The organism is Clostridium rhizosphaerae (genome assembly GCF_016765585.1).
Classification (GTDB): Bacteria; Bacillota; Clostridia; order Clostridiales; family Clostridiaceae; genus Clostridium_AT; species Clostridium_AT rhizosphaerae.
Genome location: NZ_JAESWC010000001.1, coordinates 92,425 through 115,893, shown reverse-complemented (window position 1 = coordinate 115,893; position 23,469 = coordinate 92,425). Strand labels below are relative to the sequence as shown.

Annotated in this window: 19 protein-coding genes; 14 read left to right on the top strand and 5 right to left on the bottom strand. The window is 36.6% G+C overall.

Translation table 11 applies throughout. From position 1 onward, the window contains the following. Positions 1-11: 11 nt before the first annotated feature. Positions 12-461, top strand: a complete 450-nt coding sequence (locus tag JK636_RS00585) for an NUDIX hydrolase (protein ID WP_202746894.1) — start codon at positions 12-14, stop codon at positions 459-461. 90 nt (positions 462-551) lie between these two features. Here JK636_RS00585 and JK636_RS00580 read toward each other — a convergent pair whose 3' ends face one another. After that, positions 552-710 (bottom strand): hypothetical protein, encoded by a 159-nt coding sequence (locus JK636_RS00580; RefSeq protein WP_202746893.1) that lies wholly within the window; start codon positions 708-710, stop codon positions 552-554. A 263-nt stretch (positions 711-973) separates the two neighbouring features. On the opposite strand from JK636_RS00580, the gene JK636_RS00575 reads away from it, so the two are divergent. Continuing rightward, on the top strand, positions 974-1,855 hold the full coding sequence (locus JK636_RS00575) for a GNAT family N-acetyltransferase (RefSeq protein WP_202746892.1): 882 nt from the start codon (positions 974-976) through the stop codon (positions 1,853-1,855). Positions 1,856-1,985: 130 nt separating this feature from the next. On the opposite strand, the gene JK636_RS00570 is transcribed toward JK636_RS00575, so the two are convergent. Beyond that, positions 1,986-2,492, bottom strand: a complete 507-nt coding sequence (locus JK636_RS00570; protein ID WP_202746891.1) for a YybS family protein — start codon at positions 2,490-2,492, stop codon at positions 1,986-1,988. A 151-nt stretch (positions 2,493-2,643) separates the two neighbouring features. Here JK636_RS00570 and JK636_RS00565 point away from each other — a divergent pair, with 151 nt between their 5' ends. From JK636_RS00565 to JK636_RS00555, 3 genes are all read left to right on the top strand, one after another. Further along, a complete protein-coding gene (locus tag JK636_RS00565; RefSeq protein ID WP_202746890.1) occupies positions 2,644-2,973 on the top strand; it encodes a PQQ-dependent sugar dehydrogenase family protein in 330 nt (109 codons plus the stop codon). 713 nt (positions 2,974-3,686) lie between these two features. Continuing rightward, complete coding sequence (locus tag JK636_RS00560; RefSeq protein WP_202746889.1) at positions 3,687-4,817, top strand: RNA-guided endonuclease InsQ/TnpB family protein; 1,131 nt, start codon at positions 3,687-3,689, stop codon at positions 4,815-4,817. 288 nt (positions 4,818-5,105) lie between these two features. Further along, positions 5,106-6,035, top strand: a complete 930-nt coding sequence (locus JK636_RS00555) for a PQQ-dependent sugar dehydrogenase (protein ID WP_202746888.1) — start codon at positions 5,106-5,108, stop codon at positions 6,033-6,035. Positions 6,036-6,122: 87 nt separating this feature from the next. On the opposite strand, the gene JK636_RS00550 is transcribed toward JK636_RS00555, so the two are convergent. Next, positions 6,123-7,007 carry a VOC family protein gene (locus tag JK636_RS00550; RefSeq protein WP_202746887.1) on the bottom strand — a complete coding sequence of 295 codons (885 nt, stop codon included), beginning with the start codon at positions 7,005-7,007 and terminating at the stop codon, positions 6,123-6,125. Positions 7,008-7,362: 355 nt separating this feature from the next. Between JK636_RS00550 and JK636_RS00545 the strand changes: the two genes are divergently transcribed. Continuing rightward, the gene (locus tag JK636_RS00545; protein ID WP_202746886.1) at positions 7,363-9,144 is read left to right on the top strand and encodes a glycoside hydrolase family 3 protein; all 1,782 of its coding nucleotides are present in this window, start codon (positions 7,363-7,365) and stop codon (positions 9,142-9,144) included. Between the two features lie 28 nt (positions 9,145-9,172). Then, positions 9,173-12,250: a glycoside hydrolase family 84 protein gene (locus tag JK636_RS00540; protein WP_202746885.1), complete on the top strand. Its 3,078-nt coding sequence runs from the start codon at positions 9,173-9,175 to the stop codon at positions 12,248-12,250. Positions 12,251-12,309: 59 nt separating this feature from the next. Here the strand turns inward: JK636_RS00540 and JK636_RS00535 are convergent, their stop codons facing one another. Both JK636_RS00535 and JK636_RS00530 read right to left on the bottom strand, forming a co-directional pair. Next, positions 12,310-12,687: a hypothetical protein gene (locus tag JK636_RS00535; RefSeq protein WP_202746884.1), complete on the bottom strand. Its 378-nt coding sequence runs from the start codon at positions 12,685-12,687 to the stop codon at positions 12,310-12,312. A gap of 206 nt (positions 12,688-12,893) precedes the next feature. Further along, complete coding sequence (locus JK636_RS00530; RefSeq protein ID WP_202746883.1) at positions 12,894-14,138, bottom strand: hypothetical protein; 1,245 nt, start codon at positions 14,136-14,138, stop codon at positions 12,894-12,896. A 271-nt stretch (positions 14,139-14,409) separates the two neighbouring features. On the opposite strand from JK636_RS00530, the gene JK636_RS00525 reads away from it, so the two are divergent. From JK636_RS00525 to JK636_RS00495, 7 genes are all read left to right on the top strand, one after another. After that, positions 14,410-15,516 (top strand): plasmid pRiA4b ORF-3 family protein, encoded by a 1,107-nt coding sequence (locus tag JK636_RS00525; protein WP_202746882.1) that lies wholly within the window; start codon positions 14,410-14,412, stop codon positions 15,514-15,516. Between the two features lie 562 nt (positions 15,517-16,078). Further along, positions 16,079-17,506: an ABC transporter substrate-binding protein gene (locus JK636_RS00520; RefSeq protein ID WP_202746881.1), complete on the top strand. Its 1,428-nt coding sequence runs from the start codon at positions 16,079-16,081 to the stop codon at positions 17,504-17,506. A gap of 93 nt (positions 17,507-17,599) precedes the next feature. After that, a complete protein-coding gene (locus JK636_RS00515) occupies positions 17,600-18,568 on the top strand; it encodes a carbohydrate ABC transporter permease (protein ID WP_338025707.1) in 969 nt (322 codons plus the stop codon). Further along, a complete protein-coding gene (locus JK636_RS00510) occupies positions 18,565-19,404 on the top strand; it encodes a carbohydrate ABC transporter permease (RefSeq protein ID WP_202746880.1) in 840 nt (279 codons plus the stop codon). The genes JK636_RS00515 and JK636_RS00510 overlap by 4 nt, the downstream gene beginning before the upstream one ends. A 27-nt stretch (positions 19,405-19,431) precedes the next feature. Next, positions 19,432-20,991: a glycoside hydrolase family 43 protein gene (locus JK636_RS00505; protein WP_202746879.1), complete on the top strand. Its 1,560-nt coding sequence runs from the start codon at positions 19,432-19,434 to the stop codon at positions 20,989-20,991. Positions 20,992-21,054: 63 nt separating this feature from the next. Beyond that, positions 21,055-22,071 carry a LacI family DNA-binding transcriptional regulator gene (locus JK636_RS00500; protein ID WP_202746878.1) on the top strand — a complete coding sequence of 339 codons (1,017 nt, stop codon included), beginning with the start codon at positions 21,055-21,057 and terminating at the stop codon, positions 22,069-22,071. A gap of 36 nt (positions 22,072-22,107) precedes the next feature. After that, the gene (locus JK636_RS00495; protein ID WP_202746877.1) at positions 22,108-23,466 is read left to right on the top strand and encodes a GH1 family beta-glucosidase; all 1,359 of its coding nucleotides are present in this window, start codon (positions 22,108-22,110) and stop codon (positions 23,464-23,466) included. Positions 23,467-23,469 lie beyond the last annotated feature (3 nt).

The following is a 23,469-nucleotide window of genomic DNA, read 5'->3' as shown; positions in this document are numbered from 1 at the left end:
TGTCATATCAAATGGACTATGTAAAATACATAAGAGACAAAGTAGGAACTGATGCGATAAATCTAACAGGAGTTAATATACTTATAATAAATGATAAAAATGAAATCCTACTTCAAAAGAGGGGCACTTTCCCCTATAAATGGGGGCTAATTGGAGGTATAACTGAGCTTGGTGAATCTCTTGAAGATACAGCAGTAAGGGAGATCAAAGAAGAAACCAACCTGAATATTGAAGACCTGACCTTCTTAGGAACAACTTCCGGCAAAGATTGCTATATAGAATTTCCGAGCGGAGATAAGGCTTACTTTATAACAATAGGTTATTACACTAAGACCTACTCTGGTGAACTAAAAGTAGATAATGTAGAAACTCGAGAATTGAGATTTTTCGGTTATGAAGAACTGCCAGAAAATATACCAAGTAGTCATAATAAAATGCTGGATAAATACTATTTACGATAAAATACTTGTTTCTTCAGTAAAAATAGAAGCAAAAAACTGTGAGGTTCTATTATACCTCACAGTTTTTATATTTTCGTAATATGAATCGACCTAATCAAACACCCCGCCAGTTTTCCTATTGTTCTTAACCTTGCTGGCGCCGCCTCCTATGGACTTTTTATTAGGAATTAGCTTTCCACCTTTGGAGGAACCATTTTTCTTCTTTTCTTCTATAAGCTTTTTCATCATTTCAATGTTTTTATCTGACATTAATGTTCACCCTTTAATATTTATTTTATTCTTTCAGAAAGCGGCATACCACCAACACTGATATTATATAAGGAATATCTTCTTCTGACAACTTATTTTGTTTTATTCCTGACTTGTGAATAAATACTTTCCGGTGGCAGGGACCTCGTGGGTTATAAATAAATTATGTAAAAAACAACTTATAAACAAACTTTCCCTATTAATTTAACTAGGAAATTATTACAATTAGTTTATACCATTAAATGGATATGGGGGTTGATTTTATGGCTATAACTTTTAGAAATTATAAATTATTATGTGACTTTGAACCTGTTAGTGAGTTTCTTCGTCATAACTTTGTTAAGTATCAGCAGAATGGAAATATACAGCAGCCTTATTTTGAGTATGCTCATACTCATCCGTACTTTGATCATAAAATGACTCACAGATTTGGAATATGGGAAGAGAAGGGTGAAATAGTTGCAGTTGCAGCTTATGAAATGCGCTTAGGAGAAACCTTTATGATGACAAAGCTTGGCTATGAATACATGAAGCCTATGATGCTGGAGTATTCTGAAAGAGAGTTGTCTAAAGTAGTTGATGGCAAAAAAAGTCTTGATGTGTGGCTGTTCGACTATGAGACAGAGCTTAGGGAGCACCTTGCAGAAAGAGGCTATAAGAAGGAGTATACTGGAAATATTACAGTATTTAAATATGAAAAGGGCTTTAAGGAATGCAAGCTGCCTGAAGGATTTTCAGTTATATCCTTAGAGGATGAAAATGATTTTAAGAAGATTAATGATGTGCTCTGGAAAGGTTTTGACCACGGAGATGAGCCGGATGATGACTTAGATTGCAGAAGACTTATGCAGAGCGGTCCTCATTTTAGAAAGGATTTAACTACTATTATTAAAGCTCCAAATGGTGAATATGCCTGCTTTGCTGGAATGTGGATGGATGGAGTTAATGACTATGCCTATCTTGAGCCCTTGGCAACAGACCCTAAGTATAGAAGAATGGGGCTTGCAACCATAGCACTTACAGAAGCAATGAAGAAAACTCAAAAATATGGAGCTACCTACTGCTTTGGCGGTAACCGTGAGTTTTATCAGTGCATAGGCTTTGAAGTAGTATGCCATCGTGAAAAATGGAATAAGGTATGGTAAATAGTAAAACAAGAAGCCAAGCGGTATAACACACTGCTTGGCTTTTTTGTGCTGCTATTTGCATGCTTTCCAAAAAGTATCTATAGGGTTTTAATGTGAAACTTAACTTAAAGCCCTATAGATACTGTTATTACTTCCGAAAAATATTATATTTCACAAGCCTTTTGTATATAAAATCTCCTAGGTAAGAGTAAATAACATTATACAAAACAGAAACCAAAAATAGTATAAACAATTGAAGATACAGTGCTCCTGGAAGCTTAGTTCCAAATACAGGTATTCCAATGCCGTAATTCATTATGCTTAGCGTTACTGTAAGAATAATAGAGCTTGAAGCCCAAATTATAGCTTTTTTATTTGTATAGCTGCTGGAGATTCCAAGCGAACATCCGATAGCTCCATTAGTAAATAAAAAGAATAGGCCTTCATGAGTACTTATAATCATAATGAGCATAGCAGCTACAAGATAAGATAAAACACCAGCCTTAGGGTTAATTCTTGCGACTATATAAATTGGAATAGCACTGAATATAGTGAAAAGCACAAATACTTCAGAAAATATAACAGGCAAGGATTGAAATAAGGCTGCCATAATTGCAAATAATGCTCCAATCACAAGGGGTTTGGTATTTGACATAGAATGCCTCCATTAATTAATCCTTAATATTATATGATTTTAAAGCGGAATTTGTTATCACTGCTTAATCCTAAGTTTCTCTTTAAAATGAACCAAAAAATATACTGAACATATACTATTATGAATGTATTAAATTTGGGGGAGTTTCTGAGTGAGACAAATGGAACAATACTCTACTTCTGCTCAGGGCATGGAAGTAAAAACAACTGCCGCTAAAAGAAAAGTAAATCCTGCAGATATTAAACTGCCGCCCGGATATAAAATAGAAGTATTTGCAGAAGAATTAAACACGCCAATAAGCATGATTATTACGGATAAAGGGGAAATGCTTGTTGCCGATGCTGGAGTTACCTCAGGAAATGGTAAGGTTTTACGGCTTACAAAGGATGGTTTTAGGGTAATTGCTGATGGTTTTAATCCTCCTCTTACCGGTATTAATTATTACAATGGAAATATTTATGTGTCTCATCGAGGTAACTAACAGTTACAAAAAAGTTGTAAAAGTTTGTTGAAAACTATAAATTTTTATAACACCTAAGTAATGTTGACAGCCTCCCAAGTTCGTAAAGAGCTTGGAGCGATAGAATAGAATTCTATCCAAAATCCTTTGAATTGCTGGAAGTCCTTAAAGTTAGCTAAACCACAAAGTAAGTATGAAATAGACTAAGCTTGAAGGTTGCGAAAGCAGAAAAAATTAGCTAAATGGCACAGGGTTAAATCCTAAATGCTAAATAACAATAGGTAATCAGCAGCGAAGCTCCGAAAAGGAGAACGTTCAACGACTATCCCGTCAGGGAGTACACTGAAGTCAGTGGAAGTGGAGGACACCTAAGTTGCATTTAAGAATCAAATTCTTATCTGTAACAGGTGATGATATAGTCTACGCTCATATGAAAGTATGAGAAGTTCATAAGCTTTTATACAATGCAAAAGTTCTAATACGTTAAGGATGCCCTAAAAATCCTTAAAGATTAGATATTTTGTGACATCCTTAACGTAAGAGCTTTATTGCATTGTATATAGCTTTGAGAACTGCGTATATCTAACAAATATATGTGAATGAGCATAAAACTTGTAAAAGAATATAAGTATATAATTTATTTTGTGTAGTCCTTTTAGCATCTATTGACTAACCCCTTCTATGCATAATCGAACACTTGTTTGGTTATACTAACTATAGAAGGAGGTGAGAAAATGATAAAGTCCATAAAAATAAGACTGCTTCCTGCAAAGGAACAAGAGTTATTGATGTATAAGTCCTGCGGAGTAGCAAGGTTTGCTTACAACTGGGCACTTGCTAAATGGGAAGAACAGTATAAGCAAGGATTAAAACCTTCAAAGTACAGCTTAAAGAAAGAATTTAACAATACCATAAAGAAAAATCCAAACTACAGCTGGCTTTATGAAGTAAGCGGACAGATAACTGTTCAGGCTTTTGAGGATTTAAATACTGCTTATACAAACTTTTTTAAAGGTTTATCGAAGTATCCTAGATTTAAAACAAAGAAAAGCTCTAGGAAATCCTTTTATGTTAGATATGATGCTGTAAAGTTTAAAGATGGGAAAGTAAATATTGAAAAGGTAGGCAAGGTAAAATATAAAACAAATTATGATATACCTAACTTAGATAAATGTCATAATCCTAGATGCAGTTTTGACGGCAAGTATTGGTATTTAACATTTGGGTATGAAGAAAGCAAAAACCAAGCGGAGCTAAATAAAGATTTAAGTATAGGAATAGATCTAGGCGTAAAGGACTTAGCAGCGGTAAGCTACATGGATAAGCCCATTAAAAACATCAATAAGTCAAAGAAAGTAAGGAAGCTTAAAAAGAAGCTAAAAGGACTGCAAAGAAAGCTATCAAGAAAATATGAAGCAAATAAACAAGGCAATAAATTTGTTAAAACAAACAATATTATTAAACTTGAAAAGACGATAAAACTAATTCATAGAAAGCTTGCTAATATTAGAAATAATCATATTCATCAGGCTACCGCCAATATAGTAAAACTAAAACCTTACAGGGTAGTTATGGAAGACCTAAATGTAAGCGGAATGATGAAGAATAAGCACTTAGCTGAAAAGATAGCAGAGCAGAAATTCTATGAATTTATAAGGCAGATGAAATATAAATGTGAGTTTAATAATATAGAGTTTATACAGGTAGACAGGTTTTATCCTTCCAGCAAGCTATGCTCCTGCTGTGGAGAGAAAAAAGAAAGCTTAAAACTAAAAGATAGAATATTTACCTGTGAAAGTTGTGGTTTAACAATAGACAGAGATAAAAATGCTTCATTAAATCTTGGTAAGTATAAATCGGCATAACTAAAATAGGTTAGTGCAGAGCGTTATGCTGATATGTAGGGTGCGTTGTACCCGAATTTAAGCCCTTGGAGTGTCATACCAAACTAGATTAGACTTTAGTCGAAATAGGATACGTAGAAGAGGGAATACAAAATAAAATTTATATATATTTATATATTTTTATAAGTTTTATGCAACGGCTTTATCACAATAATAAAACCAGATGGCACAAAGGAGGATATAATATCAGGCCTACCAAGCCTTGGGGATCACCATAATAACCAAGTTGTGTTTGGACCGGATGGAAAGATGTATTTTGGGCAAGGGACAGCCACTAACTCAGGTGTTGTAGGATTAGATAATGACTGGTTTAAAAAATATCCCTTTTTCCATGACTATCCTGGAGGCAATATCTATGTAAAGGGACAAAACTTTATAACTGAAAATGTTCAAACAAAAGCACCTAATGATTATGCGTATACAGGCGCATTTTCACCCTTTGGTGTGCCAAATATTGCTAATGAGTTTAAAAAAGGAATTGTAAGAGCGAGTGGAAGCATACTTAGCGCTAACCCTGATGGTTCAAACCTGGAGCTTGTAGCATGGGGGCTTAGAAATCCGTTTAGATTAAAGTTTGATAGATTTAACAGACTCTTTTCCACAAACCATGGGGCTGATGTTAGAGGCAGCCGTCCTATTGACAACTCTCCTGATGAGTTTCAATTGATAATGCCAGGTGCATGGTATGGATGGCCAGATTATACTGGAGGTATGCCGATTACATTGCCAATGTTTAAAGCTGAAGGAAGGCCTCAACCAGAATTTTTGCTTGCAAAGCATCCAATGAAGCCGCCTAAACCTTTTACACTTTTTACTCCTCACGCAGCTATAATGGGCTTTGATTTTAACTATAACAGGGATTTTGGGCCATACGGAGATGTCTTTATAGCTGAATACGGCAGTGAAGCTCCTGAAACGACAGGTGGAAAGCCATTGCCTAGAGTAGGCCATAGAGTTTCAAGAATTAATATGAAGACGGGTACAGTAGATACCTTTGCAATAAATAAGTCAGGCTTTGCTGCATCCTATACAGGCGGTGGCGGATTTGAAAGACCTATTGATGTGGTTTTCGATAAAGCTGGAGCAATGTATGTATTAGATTTTGCTATTAACCCTGAGGGAGAACCGGATGAGTTCGCACCTAATACAGGTGTTATATGGAAGATAACCAGATTATGATTAAAAACTCCAGTATAGATGCTGGAGTTTTTTAACTGCTATTAATTTCAAGCCGCTGACCATCAACTGGAGGATATATAAGTTCCTCTAACCTAACCGTGCCTTTTCCAGAGCAGCTATATCAAATTTCTTCATTTTTAAGAAGGCTTCTGTGATACGGCTTATTTCTTCTGGTGTGCCCTTCGACATCATTTCGTTCATATTGGCAGGTACGATTTGCCAGGATACTCCGAACTGATCTTTTGCCCAGCCGCACTGTTCCGCTTCTGGAACAAAAGAAAGTTTATTCCAATACCTATCAATTTCTTCTTGAGTATCGCACATCACCATAAAGGAAAAGGCCTCATTAAAGGTATAATCCTCACCAAAGCCATGATCCATAGCAATTAATTCAAGGCCGCGAATATTAAATTCTGCATAGTTAACCTTCGCCCTGGTGTCCGATGCTTCACCTTCTCCATAGTAGTTGATAAATCCTTTATTTGAATTATCAAAAACAGAAACATAATAGTTGATAGCCTCTTCAGCCTTGCCACAGGCCACTCCGGAAAATAACAAGGATGGTCTTATCTTTTGCTTAAGCTCTTCAATATTCTCTACTAACATAAGCTGCCAGTTAACCCCAAATCTATCCTGAACCCAAGCATATCTCTTGCTGAAGGGATATTCTCCGAGAGGCATTAATTCTGTTCCATTATTGACTAGTGCAGTATGTAGTCTATCTACTTCTTCTGAAGTGCCGCAAGCTACCATTAAAGATATGGATGGGTTTAATTTAAAATAGGGGCCGGCACTTATTGCAGAGAGTTCAAGATTAGCAAGCTGAAAATCTACAGTCTCAGCATCGCCTGATGGGGTATCCGGAATGATTGTAGTGTTAATTATTTTAGAATTCTCAAACAAGCTGACATACAATTTGGCAGCCTCTACTGCTTCTTTATCAAACCATAAGTATGGAATTATTCTTTGCATAATAAAGTCCTCCTAAAAAATTCATATTAGTATTATTATCCCACAATTCCAGATGAAAAAACACTAAGGAAGCAATACTTAAAACGAGAAAATCCAGTAGGTGTATTTTCGAAGAGAAATTGATAAACTACTATAATTTATTTCCATTAATTGACAATTACGTATATTTTCAGTATAATAATATTAAAGTTGCGTGTAACTTCTAAAACAGAAGGCATGAGCAAAAGGGTTTAGATACCTATAATGCTCGTGCCTTCTGTTTTTTAGCTTAGACTCTTAAATTATTTCTTTGGGGGTGATAAATGTAATATTGGAGCTATTCATATGTAAATTAAATAAAAAAGGAGGATTCCTAATGAAAAGACGTAATCTATTAAAAACATTTTCTGTGGCTTTATCCTTACTCTTAGCAGTACCGGCAATTAATATTCACGCTAATACAACCGATCCAGTGAAACCAGGTTGGAAAGACGAAAAGGCTCAAAGGGGCTGGATTGAAAGTAAAATTCAGCATATGACTCTTGAAGAAAAAGTTGGGCAACTATTTATGATCCATGTTTATGGAAAGACACCAACAGATCCTAATTATGAACAAACGAACTTAAGTAATAACCGTGGTGCAAAAAACTTTGAAGAAGCAATACAAAAGTACCATATAGGTGGTATTATCTACTTTAACTGGTCTGATAATATTGGTACGCCTGTTGATTTTGCACAAGTAAATGCTCTTTCTAATGGAATTGAGAAAATAGCTATGGATCAAAGAATGCCTATCCCACTTCTTATAGCTACAGACCAGGAAGGTGGAATTGTTGCAAGGGTAACTGAGCCTGCAACAGTATTCCCAGGCAACATGGCGTTGGGAGCAACCCGCTCAGCAGATTATGCAACAAAGATGACCAGCATCATGGGCTCAGAATTAAGAAAACTAGGCATAAATTTTGACTTGGCTCCTGTGCTTGATGTTAATATAAATCCTGATAATCCAGTTATCGGTGTTCGCTCCATGTCAGAAAATGCTGGCTTGGTAGCTCAGCTTGGAGCAGCCCAAATAAAGGGTTATCAAAGTCAAAATATTATAGCTAGCGCTAAACACTTCCCTGGTCATGGCGATACTAATACCGATTCACATTATGGTCTTCCAATAATAAATCATGATTTGCAAACACTTAATGAAATCGATTTAAAGCCTTTTAAGGCTGCAATAGCTGCAGGGATAGATTCCATAATGACAGCTCATATAGTTGTACCTGCTCTAGATAACTCCGGACTTCCTGCAACACTTTCAAAACCTATATTGACTGACCTTCTTAGAAACAAGCTCGGATATGAAGGAATTATTATTACAGACAGTCTTGGAATGTCTGGAGCTAATGTAGTGCCAGCTGACAGAGTTGCTGCAGAGGCCTTTTTAGCAGGCGCGGATATATTATTAAATCCCCCAGATGTAGATGTTGCTTACAATGGTGTATTAAATGCAGTAAAGAGCGGAGAAATAACTGAAAAGCGACTTGATGAATCTGTATTTAGAATTCTAAAGGTAAAAATGAAGAGCGGATTATTCAGCGATCCTTATGCAGCCCCTGAAAAGCTTAATCAGATAGGTACTGCAGAAAACTTAAAGTTCGCTGATGAATTGACAGATAAGAGCATAACACTCATTAAAAATGAAAATAGTTTATTGCCACTTAAGCAAGGAACGAAAGTACTAGTAACAGGTCCAGCTACCGGAAATCCAGCTTTACTATCAGACCAACTTACTAGTAAGGGCTTTACAAGCAGTTCCTATCAAACAAGTGCTACTCCAACTACTGCTCAGATTAATACTGCTAAAACAAAGGCAGATGCTGCTGATGTTGTAATTGTTACCACATATTCCTCCAGTTCGACTATAGCTCATAAAGATCTAGTAAATGCTCTGACAGCTGCCGGAAAGACTGTTATAGTTGCAGCTATGAGAAATCCTTATGATTTAAATGCTTTCCCTCAGGTTAATGGATATGTTGCAACCTATGGTAATAAAGCTATCTCAACAAAAGCTCTAGCCAGAGTATTAACCGGTGAAGTTAACCCAACTGGAAAACTTCCCGTAACTATTAGAGGCTTATTTGATTATGGTTTTGGTCTAGGCTATTAGAACATTAAAAAAGGAAGTGTAAGAAGAAATGACTAAATCATCAAAAAGGTTTGTAAGCATTCTTGCAGCAAGTATGATGGTTACAGGCCTAATAAAGTTTAATGTTGCATTAGCTGCAGATAACTCAAATTCCTCGGGTCAGTACAAATTAAGCATTTCACCAACACCTCAACTTGTAAAGCAAAATCCAGGTGGATTTGAAATTACACCGGAAGTTGGATTAGTAAGCAGCGATAAAACGGACTCCTATGCACTGCAAGTAGTAAAGGAAGCACTAAAATCAGCTGGTGTATCGAAAATAGTAGAAAAAAAGGCAGAAGACCCTCAGGTAAGCAACCAAGTTACAGTTTGGGTAGGAGGTCCGTCTGAGATACCTGGCACGGATAAAATCTTAGGAACGCTTGGTATAGAAGGTCCAGATAAACTACCTGCAGAAGGGTATGTACTGGCAGTGGGAAAAGACAGCAATGGTAATAGAGATATAGTTCTGGCGGGGAAAGACAATACAGGTACTTTCTATGCTGCTCAGACCTTAAGACAGATAATAAAGGGCAATACACACAATGTATGGGTACCAAGTGTTGAAGTGCGCGATTATCCAACTATGCCATACAGAGGTTCAATAGAAGGTTTCTACGGTACTCCTTGGTCACACCAAAACAGACTTGACCAGATTGATTTCTATGGAAGAATGAAGATGAATACTTATATATATGCACCAAAGGATGATCCATACCATAGAGAGAAGTGGAGAGAGCCATATCCAGCAGATAAACTGGCTCAGATTCAGGAGCTTGTTAATAAGGCTAAAGAAAATCATGTAGATATTAATTTTGCTATATCTCCAGGGTTAACTGTGAAATTTTCAAGCGATGAGGATTTTCAGGCACTTGTAAACAAAGCGCAGGCAATGTGGGATATAGGAATAAGAACATTTTCCATATTGCTTGATGACATTGACCCTAATCTAAGAGATGCTAAGGATATAGAAAAGTTCGGAAAAGACTCTAATCCATCAGCTGCAGCTCAGGCTTATCTTCTTAACAGATTCCAAAATGAGTTCATCAAAACTCATCCAGGTGCAAACCCACTTGAAACTGTTCCTACAGAGTATTATGTAGCAAAACATACTCCATACCTGGACAGAATGGCTGAACTTACAGACCCTGAGGTTGTATTTATGTGGACTGGACCTGCTGTAGTGCCTGCAACCATAACTGCTGATGAGGCAAAAACTATAAAGGAAGTTATGAAGCATCCGGTTTTAATATGGTACAACTACCCTGTTAATGACTACTGCAGAAACCAATTGTTAATGGGACCTGAACAGGGATTAGACCCTGAGCTTTCTGACAATGGAATAGTAGGTATAATTTCTAATCCTATGAATGAGGCAGAAGCTTCAAAGATTCCTGTTTTCACAATAGGTGATTATAACTGGAACCCAAAGGCATATAATGCTGATGATTCATGGATGAGGGCAATCAAAGATTTCGGCCCTAATGTAGCTGATTCTTTGTTCACCTTCTCTGACAGTGCTAGGTCATCTATAATAAGCAGTCAGGAATCTACTTCATTAAAACCGATTGCTGATGAATTCTTGAACAACTTTAGTAATGCTGATTTAAATTCTCTCAAGAAAACAGCAGCATCTCTTAAAAAGGAATTCGAGAAGATACAAAAGGCACCTTCAGATTTGCGCAATAACTTTGCAAACAAAGGCTTCCTTACTGAGACAGACAACTATCTCACAAAGCTTGAGGCTCTTGGAACTTCAGGGATTGCTGCAACAAATATGATGAATGCATTAGCAAATAAGGATGCAGAGTCTGCTTGGAAGTACAGAAGTGAAGTCGGAAAGGCATACAATAAGGCAAAAGCAATTAACCTGGTTATAGGTTCAAAGGTTATAGTGCCTTTTATAGAAAAAGCTATAAGCGAATATGATAAGACTATAAATATAGGCAAGATAAAAACCTTCTCCACCATTGGAACCTATACAGATTATAATCTTGACAAAATGGTAGATGGTAATAATAATACATGGTACTGGGCAGACAGGAATCCAAATACAGGGGACTACTTTGGAATAGACCTTGGCAAACCCACTGACATATACACTATACACATTTTAATGGGAAAAGATACAAGGGCAAGTGACTATATGAGAAATGCGGTTGTTGAATATTCCCTTGATAATGTTAATTGGACGGCACTAACAGAGAAACAAAGTGTTCCGGATATAACTTTGAACAATATTTCTGTAAAAGCACAATATGTAAGATTAAGATGTGCAGAAGGTTATGGACCGTACTGGATACAGGTAAGAGAATTCTCAGTAGGAACAACTAAGCCAGAGGTGACCTCAACACTTTCATCATTCAACAGCTATTCAAACTATACTGCTGACAGAATGACTGATAATGATGCAAATACATTCTATTGGACAGATAGAGCACAAAATACGGGCGACTATTTTGGAGTTGATCTTGGAGAGGTTAAGGATGTTAAGACTGTAAATATACTGATGGGTTCGCCTTGGGGTGATACAGATTATACTAAAAAGGGTGTTGTTGAATATTCCACCGATAATAGTACGTGGACAGCTTTAATAGAAACTCTCACTCAAAGGGAAATTTCCTTAGAGGGGCTGACTATAAAGGCAAGATATTTAAGGTACAAAGCTTTGCAGGACGACTCAGATTGGTTAAAGGTACGTGAGTTCTCGGTAAACCGCAAAGCTGGAGACATAACCATAAGTGGAACACCTGAAGGAGAAAAAGGTTTCGGAGTACTGAATATCGCAGACCGCAACATTGATACTGCATATAAGGCTGCCAGTGTACCAACATCAGGGGATAAACTTATGCTTGACTTCCCAGCAGCTAAGCATGTAGAGAAAATATTAATTCTCCAGGACTACGCGGCTATCTCCAACGCAGTTGTTGAAGTTAGAGATAGTAGTAACAATGTGGTGCAAATAGGAACTCTCTCAAAAGGATATAACAATCTTACTGTTGGCAAGGACATTAATCAAATTAGTATTAAGTGGGTTGGCAACGGTATAAAGCCTGTTATTTATGAGTTGATTCCAACATCTGAGTAAATTCTAATAGGCTAACAAATATTTAGAGCTCATAGCTTTTTAAGCTATGAGCTTTTGCATTATTTTTCTTTCGAAAAAACAAACTCATAATAATGCCTAACCGCCTCATCTAAAATACTGCTCAAATAAACATTCTCGTCCTCGTGCTCAGCCTTAAGCTTGTTCAGCATCCTAACTGTTGAGCGCCTAAACATAAAGGTTCTCTTAACCTCAAAGCGCTCGCCATCAACTGGAGGAGTTATACCATAAGGCTGCTTCTGAAGAGTTCTGTTATCAATTAATTTTTCTTGAGCCTTTGGCTTAGAAACATTATCACCAAAGCTGAAACTTTTAACAACATCGCCAACCGGTACATTGCCTTCAGAAAATCCATCATCATCTTCTTCATTGCAATCAAAACTAAAAATATTATCATTAGTAGCTTTCTTTTTACTCATAATCAGTTCACCTGCCTTTATTAATCTAATAATATATATGCATTTTCAAGACATATTTACGGTCAAACCCGTATGATTCCTACATATTCTTTTAAATATATAAATATTTCTTCATATATTTATTTGTTTATATAAGTATTTATTTAAATATTTATTTAGCGTAAGCAGTTATAAAAACTAACCAAGTCCTTCAAGCTATGGACTTTTTATTTAATTAAGCTCTTAATTTTATCTTCAAATTCTTTATAGAAGGAAAGTCTAACTTTAGAATAGGATTCCAATTCTTTATAAAGCCTGTGGGATATCAGCTCAGGATTTCGCCCTGCTGCATCCATTATCATTACCAATGTGCAGGAGGTTATGACTTCCTTCATTAAAGACATAATAGGTGTATCGGATTCATCTGTGGTATTAGCTTTAAATATAAATGAAACAAGGCTTCTAACTTCATTATCAATTAACTCATTATTATTTCTAACGCTGAATAGAGTTTGATGATTGTCTTTTTTATCAACATCGGCATCTTGGAGGTCATCGAGAAGTTGAAGAAAGCTCCCGTATGCAAAGGCAAAATGCATTTCCTTTATGTTTAGATTTCCTTTGACCAGAAAAGCGTCTGCAAGAACAGAAGTGCCGCCCTTAAAAAAGCTTATAGGTAGTATTTTATCATAGGCAAGCTGTTCATCCTTATCCTGTTTTATACTTTCAGTCTGGGCTTCCTGAATAAGTCTTAGACTTTCAAAAACCTCAGGGAAACTATCTCTGGAGTATTGGGACTCGATTTGGCCTACAAGAGAAAATACCTTTTCTTCAATAAAGTTTGTGGTCGTTAAAATTTCTCCATTTAAAACTTTAGATAGTCTTTGATTGAATTTTATTTTTTCTTCACTATTAACCTCAGGATTGTCAAGAAAATTATCTGTGTAGGGATACAGCATGCTGTAAGCATAAACAGAAGAAGTCATTTCAAGCGGCAATCCCCAGAAAATTTGAAGACTGTTCATAATCCAGACATTTCGCATGGCTTGAAATATTTCTTCAGACTTTAATTCAGAGTCTTCCATTCTTGCACGTGTAATGAATTCCTGGGCTACTTCAAGATATCCTTGTTCTATAAAAAAATTTAAAAAAGGTCTGTCAAAAACAAGTTTTCTTTTATCCACTTTCAGTATAAAATCAGTAACAATAGCCTTCACCCTTTTCATTTCAGGAGAACTAAAATCAGGCTTGGAGTTTAACTTCTCCTGAAGCTCTGTTTTGTAAGGCTCTAAATCATGTATAAGTTTTTGGGATAATCCTTTGAGTGCTCTTTTATTTCTAATCTTTTTTATAAAGTTTACTTTCTTAAGCTTCTTTAATTGGGACTCATCACTACTTAAATATTCATTTATCGCATAGTTAAGCAGAACTTCAATTGGTATCCTATTCCCGCCCTGACATATATTTATCACTCTTAACCTACCTCATTTCAGCTTCTTATAATTCATTATATCAAGTTTTTAATTTGATAATGAGTAGATATTTTAAAAAGGTGAAGGATGATTACTGTAAGATAGAGGGGAAATTGATTTACTTATAGGCTCAAAACACCAACAATCCGGGGTGAAATTTTCCGAGGTAGATGGTAGTATTAATAGTAATCATTCATCCAAACAAAGAAGTGATTAACTAAAATCTTCTATGTTATACTACTTATGATAATCAACGTTAGGAGAATTAAATATGCAAATATGTTGTACAAAAGATCTTCAACAGGAGCTTGGAATTAGAGCCGAAGCAGGCTTTGTGGAAAATGATTTGTTCTGTTGGAGCGCTCATATAATTACGATTAATCGAAAGAAAGCAGTTGTTGCAGTCAATGACAGCAATAGATTTGGATTTGTGCTCTTTGGACTTAAGGCAAAGGAATTTAAGAATCTAAAGGAGCTTCTTCTTCAAGGGATAAGGAAATGCTTGGCTGATGAAAAAATTAAAGAGGAAGTTATAGAGGAATACTTAAAAGCAGCTGGTGATATGGCTTTTTCTAAGACCAGAGGGCCTAAATATGTAAGCAGATTGAATAAAGCTGTTGAGATGGTAAAAGCATTAAGTGACAGGATAGAACCTGACGAAGTTTATCAAGCTGAAATTGCAAGACTTATAAACGATGACTTTATTAAAACAGATAAGCAATCCGATTATGAGCATCCGCATGATTTATTGATAAGTGATATGGAGGAATTTGCAGGGGACAATATTATCAGCTGCAAGGCCGTTAATTTAAGGGTAAAGCTGAACCTTGGAAGGTACAACGCTTGGAGGAGGATAATAACTCCAATAGATATTACATTTAAAGAGCTTCACTATATAATTCAGACAGCTTTTAATTGGAAGGATCGTCAATTATATAATTTTAATGTATTTGATAAGAGTAGCAAGTGCCTTGCAACTCTTATAAGTAAAAATGAAGAAACCTATAATACCTATACGAAGAGCGAGCTGCTCTTAGATGAAGAAGTCAGGCTTTCAGAATATGCTGATAAGAACCTTAAAATAGTTTATTGCTATGATTACGGTGCTGACTGGAAGCACGAAATTATAATAGAGAATATAATTAATGACTACGATAAAAATTATCCTGTTTGTATAATGGGTGAAGTCAATACGCCTCCAGAAGATGTTGGCGGGATTTTCGGATACATTGAGTTTTTAAAGATAATTTCAAACCCTAAGCATGAGAAATATAATGATACGGATGACTGGTTGCAGAGTCAAGGCTATAGAGAATTTGATATAGATATTATAAATAAAAGGCTTAAAAATATTTTGAGGTTTCCGGTAGTGTTTTAAGCAGTTTGATGCAAAGCTCTTGATTTCAAGGGCTTTGTTTGCTTTCTAATGAAATATGTCAACTTTATTAACGAAATGGGGATTTGGAGAAGGGTTTGGAAAACTATATGTCTTTACTGGAGCTCAGGGCTAAAAGCAATGGCATAGTAGAGCATATATGCAGTTAAGCTTAAGAATATTAATTATAATAAAGTTGTACCATTAAATGGATATGAGGTTTAGTTTTATGAGTGTATAGGCTTTGAAGTAGAATATCTGGCTAAGCTTATAAATATATATGCATAATAAACACAAAAAAGAAACCGGTTAATATTTTTTGTATTATATATTCATTTTGGAAAGTGATGATTGGGCTAGTATAATCATTTTTCATCTATAATAGTAGTTATTTATAGGATATATATCAAATTAGTAATAAAATGATATAAATATACTGAACAAATTAACGATTATTAGGTAAAAAAAGTATTGTCAGAATACTCTGAGTATGATAATATATTTATGTAAAGAGAAACCGGTTTCTGTAAACGTTGCTATTATTAATTTTGATGGGGTGGTATACATGTTAAAAAGGAAAATGGCATTTGCGCTTGCTTGTTTGATGTCTGTTGGCATACTAGCTGGGTGTCAAAAAAATAGTACAGGCACTACAGCAAAACCAGGTGACAATACGCCAAAGACACTTAAAATTTGGTCTTTTACTGATGAAGTTAAGACATATGCTCTTGCTTATCAGAAAGAGCACCCAGAAGTGAAGGTAGAGTATACAATGATACCCATGACAAATGGGGAATTCCAGACAAAACTTAAGAGTACTCTTCAATCAGGAGATGTTCCTGATGTAGTATCACTAGAAATTTCATTTGTAAAAGAATATGTAGAAAGTAGTTTCCTAGCTGACATTTCAGATTTAAGTCCATTAACAAAGGATATGAAAACATATCAATATACACTTGATATAGGAAGTAGTCAAGGAAAATTAAAGGCTCTTTCATATCAGGCTACCCCTGGAGCAATGTTCTACCGCAGAAGCTTGGCTAAGAAATATTTAGGAACTGATGATCCAGTACAAGTTCAAGCTATGGTTTCAGATATGAATAAGTTTAAAGATGTGGCTAAGAAGATTAAAGATGCTTCAAATGGAGACACTTACATGGTTGCATCAACAGGAGATTTTGCAAATCTTTATTTTGCTAACCGTCAGAAGCCATGGGTTGAAAATGATAAGCTTGTTATTGACCCTAAGGTAAATGATCTTCTTGATATGGCTAAGGACTTCAGACAAAATGGTTATGAAGCTCAGGCTACTCAATGGCAGGAGGGCTGGTTTGCTGGAATGAATGATTCCTTAGTAGATCCTGCTACCAAGAAGGCTAAACAAGTATTCTCATACCTGCTTCCAACTTGGGGACTTCCATATGTATTGATGCAAAATGGAATTCCAAAGGATAACGCTGATAAGACTGCGAAGGTTGGTAAGGATACTACCGGCGACTGGGCATGTATCAGTGGACCAATGCCATATTTCTGGGGCGGTACTTATGTAGGTGCTATAAAAAATGCTAAGAACCTTGATACAGCTAAAGACTTCATAAAGTTTATGACTTTAAATGAAACTACTCTTAAGAATTGGGCAACTGGTGTTTATAATAATGCTTACCTTAAGGCAATTGATAATACAATTGGAGATACACTTGGTCAAGGACCAGGAGACTTCGTATCCAGCCAGAAGGTTGTAGACTCAATAGTTTCATCCTTTGATAATTCAGCTGCAAGTAAGTTTATAGGCGGACAGAATTCCTATAAGGCATTCCAAGCCGCAGCTCCATCAATAAATGCAAAGCTTATACAAGCTTCTGATGATGCAATTCAAAGAGCTTTAAATGACCCAATGGCAAACTATGCTTCGGGTAAGGGAACTAAAGAAGAAACGATTAAAGCGTTCAAAGAAGCTGTTAAAAATGCATTACCTGATGTAAAGGTGGAGTAGTAGCTTAAGCAGTAAATAATAAAATCTGCGGTTACTTTATAGCCGCAGATTTTATTAGTAATTTATGATTTAAAATGAAGGGATGTGATTGCAGTGTCAGTGAGCGATGTTAATATAAAGAGACGTAAAGGAAAGCTTGAAAAAAATTATTACGGTTATTTATTTACAGCTCCATTTATAATTGGATTTCTTTTATTCTCCTTTTATCCTCTTATATATACATTTTATTTAAGCATTACAAATACTACTTTGATGAGTGAAACCTCTAAGATTGTCGGCTTGGATAACTTCAAGCAATTATTTGATGACAAATTTTTTATGCAATCATTACTAAATACATGGAAGATATGGCTTATGAACTTTATACCACAGATTGGCATAGCTATGCTTTTATCTATATGGTTTACAAATAATAGATTAAAGATGAAGGGTGTTGGTATTTTTCGTGCTATTTACTATTTGCCAAACCTTTTAATGCCTGCAACAATCGCGGTATTGTTCTTTAATTTTTTCTCAATGTATGGCCCTGTTAATCAGCTTTTTAGTCAATCCACAGATTATTTCAGAAGCGCTGGATGGACGCAAGGAATTGTAATATTTGTGCAGTGGTGGATGTGGTTTGGTTCTACACTTATAGTGTTAATGGCAGGTATGACCTCAATATCGCCTTCCTACTATGAGTCTGCAACGGTGGACGGAGCATCGGCAGCACAGATGTTCACAAAAATAACACTGCCTCTTTTAAAACCAATTCTGGTTTATACCTTAGTTACATCTCTTGTAGGCGGTATGCAAATGTTTGATATACCATACATGCTGACAGATGGACGTGGTTCTCCAAGTGGTTCCATAATGACAATGAACATACTTATGTATATGAAATTCTCCAGTACTAAAGGGCATATTGGAGCCGCCGCAAGCGTAGGGGTTGTTATATTCATAATTACATGTGTATGTGCCTTTGCAATAGTAAGGCTGCTGCGAGACAAGGATCCTGAGGGTACCGGAGTATCCTCAAAAGTAAAAAGCAGAGAGCTTAAGAAGGGGGCTGCAGGAGTATGAATTATACTTTTAAAACGAGATTATTGCGTGTCTTCATCTATATATTTTTAGTGATTCTGGCGGTAATGTGCATATTGCCAATGTGGATTCTGCTAGTAAATGCAACGCGAACAACACCAGAAATACAACAGGGTATAAGCTTAGTGCCTGGTTCGAATTTTGTTGCCAATTGGAGAAACCTTACCAATAGAGGCTTTAGTATAACAAATGGTTTCACAAACAGTGTAACAATCTCTGTAGGTGTTACAGTTCTTTCTGTATATTTCTCAATGATGTTTGCTTATGCAATTCAAGTATATGATTTTTTCTACAAAAAATTCTTGTACGGTTTAGTAATTGTTCTTGTTCTGGTACCAACACAGGTTTCTATTATAGGTTTTTATAGATATATGTCACTGCTTAAACTTACAAATAGTTATATCCCTCTTATAGTACCGGCCATTGCTGCCCCAGGAGCCATATTTCTTGCGGTTCAGTACATGCAGTCGGTGGTTATAAGGGACTTAATTGATGCTGCCAGAATAGATGGCTGTGGTGAGATTGCAATATTCCATAAAATAATGCTTCCTATAGCAAAACCAGGTGCATTTACAATGGGAATATTCGCTTTCGTTGGGTCTTGGAATAACTTCTTTACACCATTTATTATGCTTAATAAAATTGAAAAGTACACACTTCCAATGCTTGTTCAGACCTTGAGAGGGGATACCTATAGAACAGACTACGGAAGTATATATGTTGGCCTTGCTGTATCTATTGTGCCAATAATAATTGTGTATGCTATATTCTCAAAATATATTGTAAGCGGAATCGCTATGGGAGCGGTAAAAGAATAGATTTATGACAGAGAGTAGGTGCTTTTAATGATAAAAAATCCTGTACTGACTGGGTTTCATCCAGATCCCAGTATGATATGTGTTGATGGAACTTTTTATATTGCTAATTCAACCTTTGAATATTTTCCGGGAGTTGCAATTTCAGAGTCAAAGGATTTGGCTAATTGGATAAGTGTCCCTTCGCCGCTAGATAACCTTAATTACCTTAATATGAAGGGCAACCCAAGATCAGGTGGAATTTGGGCTCCATGTCTTACCTATCATGATGGATTGTTCTATCTTGTATTTACAGATGTGAAAACTTGGACTTTTAGTCCTTTCAAGGATACGCATAATTATATTACTACCGCTCCTTCAATTAGAGGGCCTTGGAGTGAACCGGTGTATATAAACAGTTCAGGCTTTGACCCATCCCTCTTTCATGATGAGGATGGAAGAAAATATTTTGTTAACATGGAATGGGATTATAGAAAACAGGACAAGGAGCAATTCAGTGGTATTTTACTTACAGAATTGGATGCTGTAACGCTAAAGCCTATTTCTCAGCCAGTGAAAATATTCAAAGGTTCAGAAAGGGGAATGGTTGAAGGACCTCACCTTTATAAAATTAATGAATATTATTATTTGACAACCGCTGAGGGAGGTACCTCCTATGAACATGCGTTAACTGTAGCTCGTTCAAAGAACATTAATGGACCATATGAGCTGCATCCTGATGCACATTTGGTAAGCTCAATGGGAGCCCCTGATGCATATCTTAAGAAGGCCGGACATGGAAGCATATGTCAGGGTCCTGATGGAAGATGGTGGACAGCATTTCTATGCGGAAGACCTTTAGATGAAAGTATGAGATGTCCTCTTGGCAGGGAAACTTCTATTGCAGAAGTTATATGGAAAAACGACTGGCCTTACCTCAAAGATGGAAGTATGGTACCATCACCAGAATTTGAAGGCTACGGTGAAAAAAACATACAAAAGTTATATGATTATAAGTTTGAAAATGAGGAGTTCAAAGCAGATTTTATGTCTCTGCGTGTTCCTGCACAGTATGACCTGCTTGAAAATGGAAGTCTGAGGCTTTATGGGAGGGAATCCTTATCCTCCACGCATAATCAGAATATGCTTGTAAGGAGACAGACAGACTTTTGCTTTGAGGCTGAAACTTGTGTAAGGCTTTCCTTTGATCATTTTCAAAGGATGGCAGGATTAATTTACAGGTATGACGAGGAAAATCAATTTTATTTGAGAGTTGCTTATGACGAGAAGAAGGGCCAAAAGTGCCTGGGAATCTTGTGTATGGATAAAGGTAATTTCTCTATGCCGCTTGGAGAAGATGAAATACCAGTTGGCGATGGAGATCTATATTTACGCCTCACTGTAAAAAACAGACAGGGTGAATTCTCTTATGCAAAAGAGGATATGAAGTGGAATGTAATTCCTTACACTATTGATACGAGTATCCTGTCAGATGAAAATGCAAATCCAATGGGCTTTACAGGTGCTTTCGTAGGAATGAGCTGTCAGGATTTAGCTGATGCAAGCGCATATGCAGACTTTAGTTACTTTAAATACCAGTTGCTCGATTGAAATGTTATTCTGAGTAGGGTATAATTACCAATATATAAGAGAAAAGAAAACGAGGTAGGAGCAATGGTAACTATTTATGATATTGCTAAATTAGCAGGTTGTTCGCCTGCAACAGTTTCCAAGGCTTTTAATAATTATAGTAGTGTGAAAGAGAGCACATATAAAAAAGTAATGGAAGTATCTGAAAGTCTGGGCTATACCCCAAACACAAATGCCAGAGCATTGACTACAAAGAAGACCTGGCTTATAGGGGTGATTTTTTCTGAGGATACAGGAGCAGGTATAACACATCCTCATTTCAGTGAAATACTGCAGAGCTTTAAGATGAGGAGTTCAGAATATGGGTATGATGTACTGTTTGTAAGTAAACAGATAGGGAATAAGGAAGCTTCCTATCTTGAACACTGTAAGTACAGAGGTTTGGAGGGAGTACTTCTGGCCATGGACAGAAATCATGTTGATGAAGTTCAAAGTGTGATATCCAGTGGTATAAAATGCGTTTCAGTAGAGGATATATATCCTGATGTACCTACTGTAATAGCTGATTACCGTATGGGAACTTTGCAGGCCTTGGAGTATCTGTATTTGCTTGGACATAGGAAAATAGCCCATATAGCATGTCCGCTTACTAGTGTGGCTGGACGTGAAAGATATGGTGCATACTTGGAGTTTTTAAATTCTAAAGGTCTCGAAGTGAATCCAAAGTATATTATAGAAACAGATGTGTTTTCAGCTGAGGAAGGCACCAAGGCTGCTGAGAAGCTTCTTCAACAATGTTGGGATGATTTGCCTACTGCGGTGTTTATAGCCTATGATGATATTGCTTTTTCTGCAATGTCAACTATCCAATCACAGGGCTTCCGTATTCCTGAGGATATATCTGTGGTAGGCTTTGATAATTTAAAATTATCTTGTTATATGTCCCCGGCACTTACCACAGTGCACCAGGATAGGGCAACAATTGGACGAACGGCAGCTGATAGATTAATCCAGCTTATTGAGAATAAGCCTACAGAGGATGCTTTGGATGTTCGTATTCCAACAAAACTTATTGTGCGAAACAGCTGTACGCGTGTATAGCATAAGACAGGTTATATTAACAAGGGAGATATTATTATGAGTTTTTCAAAGAATTTTGTTTGGGGATCTGCAACTTCATCCTATCAAATTGAAGGTGCAGCTTATGAAGAAGGTAGAGGATTAACAGTATGGGACGATTTTTGTAACACTAAGGGAAAGGTGTTTAGCGGCCAAAATGGTGATGTAGCCTGTGATCACTACCATAGATACAAAGAGGACGTTAATCTTATGAAGGAGCTTGGCTTACAAGCCTATAGATTTTCTATTGCATGGTCAAGAATCCTTCCAGAGGGCATCGGTGAGATAAATGAAAAAGGTTTGGATTTTTATGACAAACTGGTAGATGAGCTTTTAGAAAAGGGAATTACTCCTTATGTCACCTTATTCCACTGGGATTTACCCTTTGCACTGCATCGTCTTGGGGGATGGCAGAACCCCGAGAGCCCAAAATGGTTTGCTAATTACGCCAAAATTGTTGCACAAAGACTTGGCGATAGAGTAAAAAACTTTATCACTTTTAATGAACCTCAATGTTTTGTGGGCTTGGGTCATGTAACCGGTGAGCATGCTCCAGGTAATATTATGTCCAGAAAGTCCACTTTAGAGATGGCTCACAACGTTATGCTGGCACATGGGTATGCAGTGCAGGCAATACGAAGCGTAGTTAAGAATGTTAAGGTTGGATATGCCCCAACCAGCAGTGCAGCTTATCCTGTTACCAATTCAAAAGAGGATATTGAGGCAGCAAGAGAGGCATATTTTCAGGTACAGCCAGACCCCCATAATTACTTATGGAGTGTTACATGGTGGAGTGATCCTGTTATGCTTGGAGCCTACCCGGAAGATGGCTTGAAGCTTTATGAAAAAGATTTACCTAAAATAGGGCAGAATGATTTAAACATAATGTCGCAGCCTTTGGATTTTTATGGACAAAACATATACAACGGTTCACCTGTCAGAGCAGGAAAAAATGGCTTTGAGTGGGTTGAACGTCCAATAGGCTACGATAGAACGGCAATAGGCTGGCCAATAACGCCGGAGTCCCTATATTGGGCACCGAAGTTTTTATATGAACGCTATAAAAAGCCCATCATTATCACGGAAAATGGCATGTCCGCTCATGATGTTGTTTCTGTGGATGGAAAGGTACATGATCCTAATAGAATAGATTTTATGTATCGTTATATACGTGAGATGAAAAGAGCTATTGAGGATGGAGTTAATGTTGAAGCATATTTTGCATGGTCTTTAATGGATAACTTTGAATGGGCAAAGGGGTACTCAGAACGTTTTGGAATGGTGTACGTAGACTTTGAAACTCAGAAGAGAACTATTAAGGACTCTGGTTACTGGTATAAGGAATTAATAAATTCTAACGGAGAAATAATAAAGTAGGAT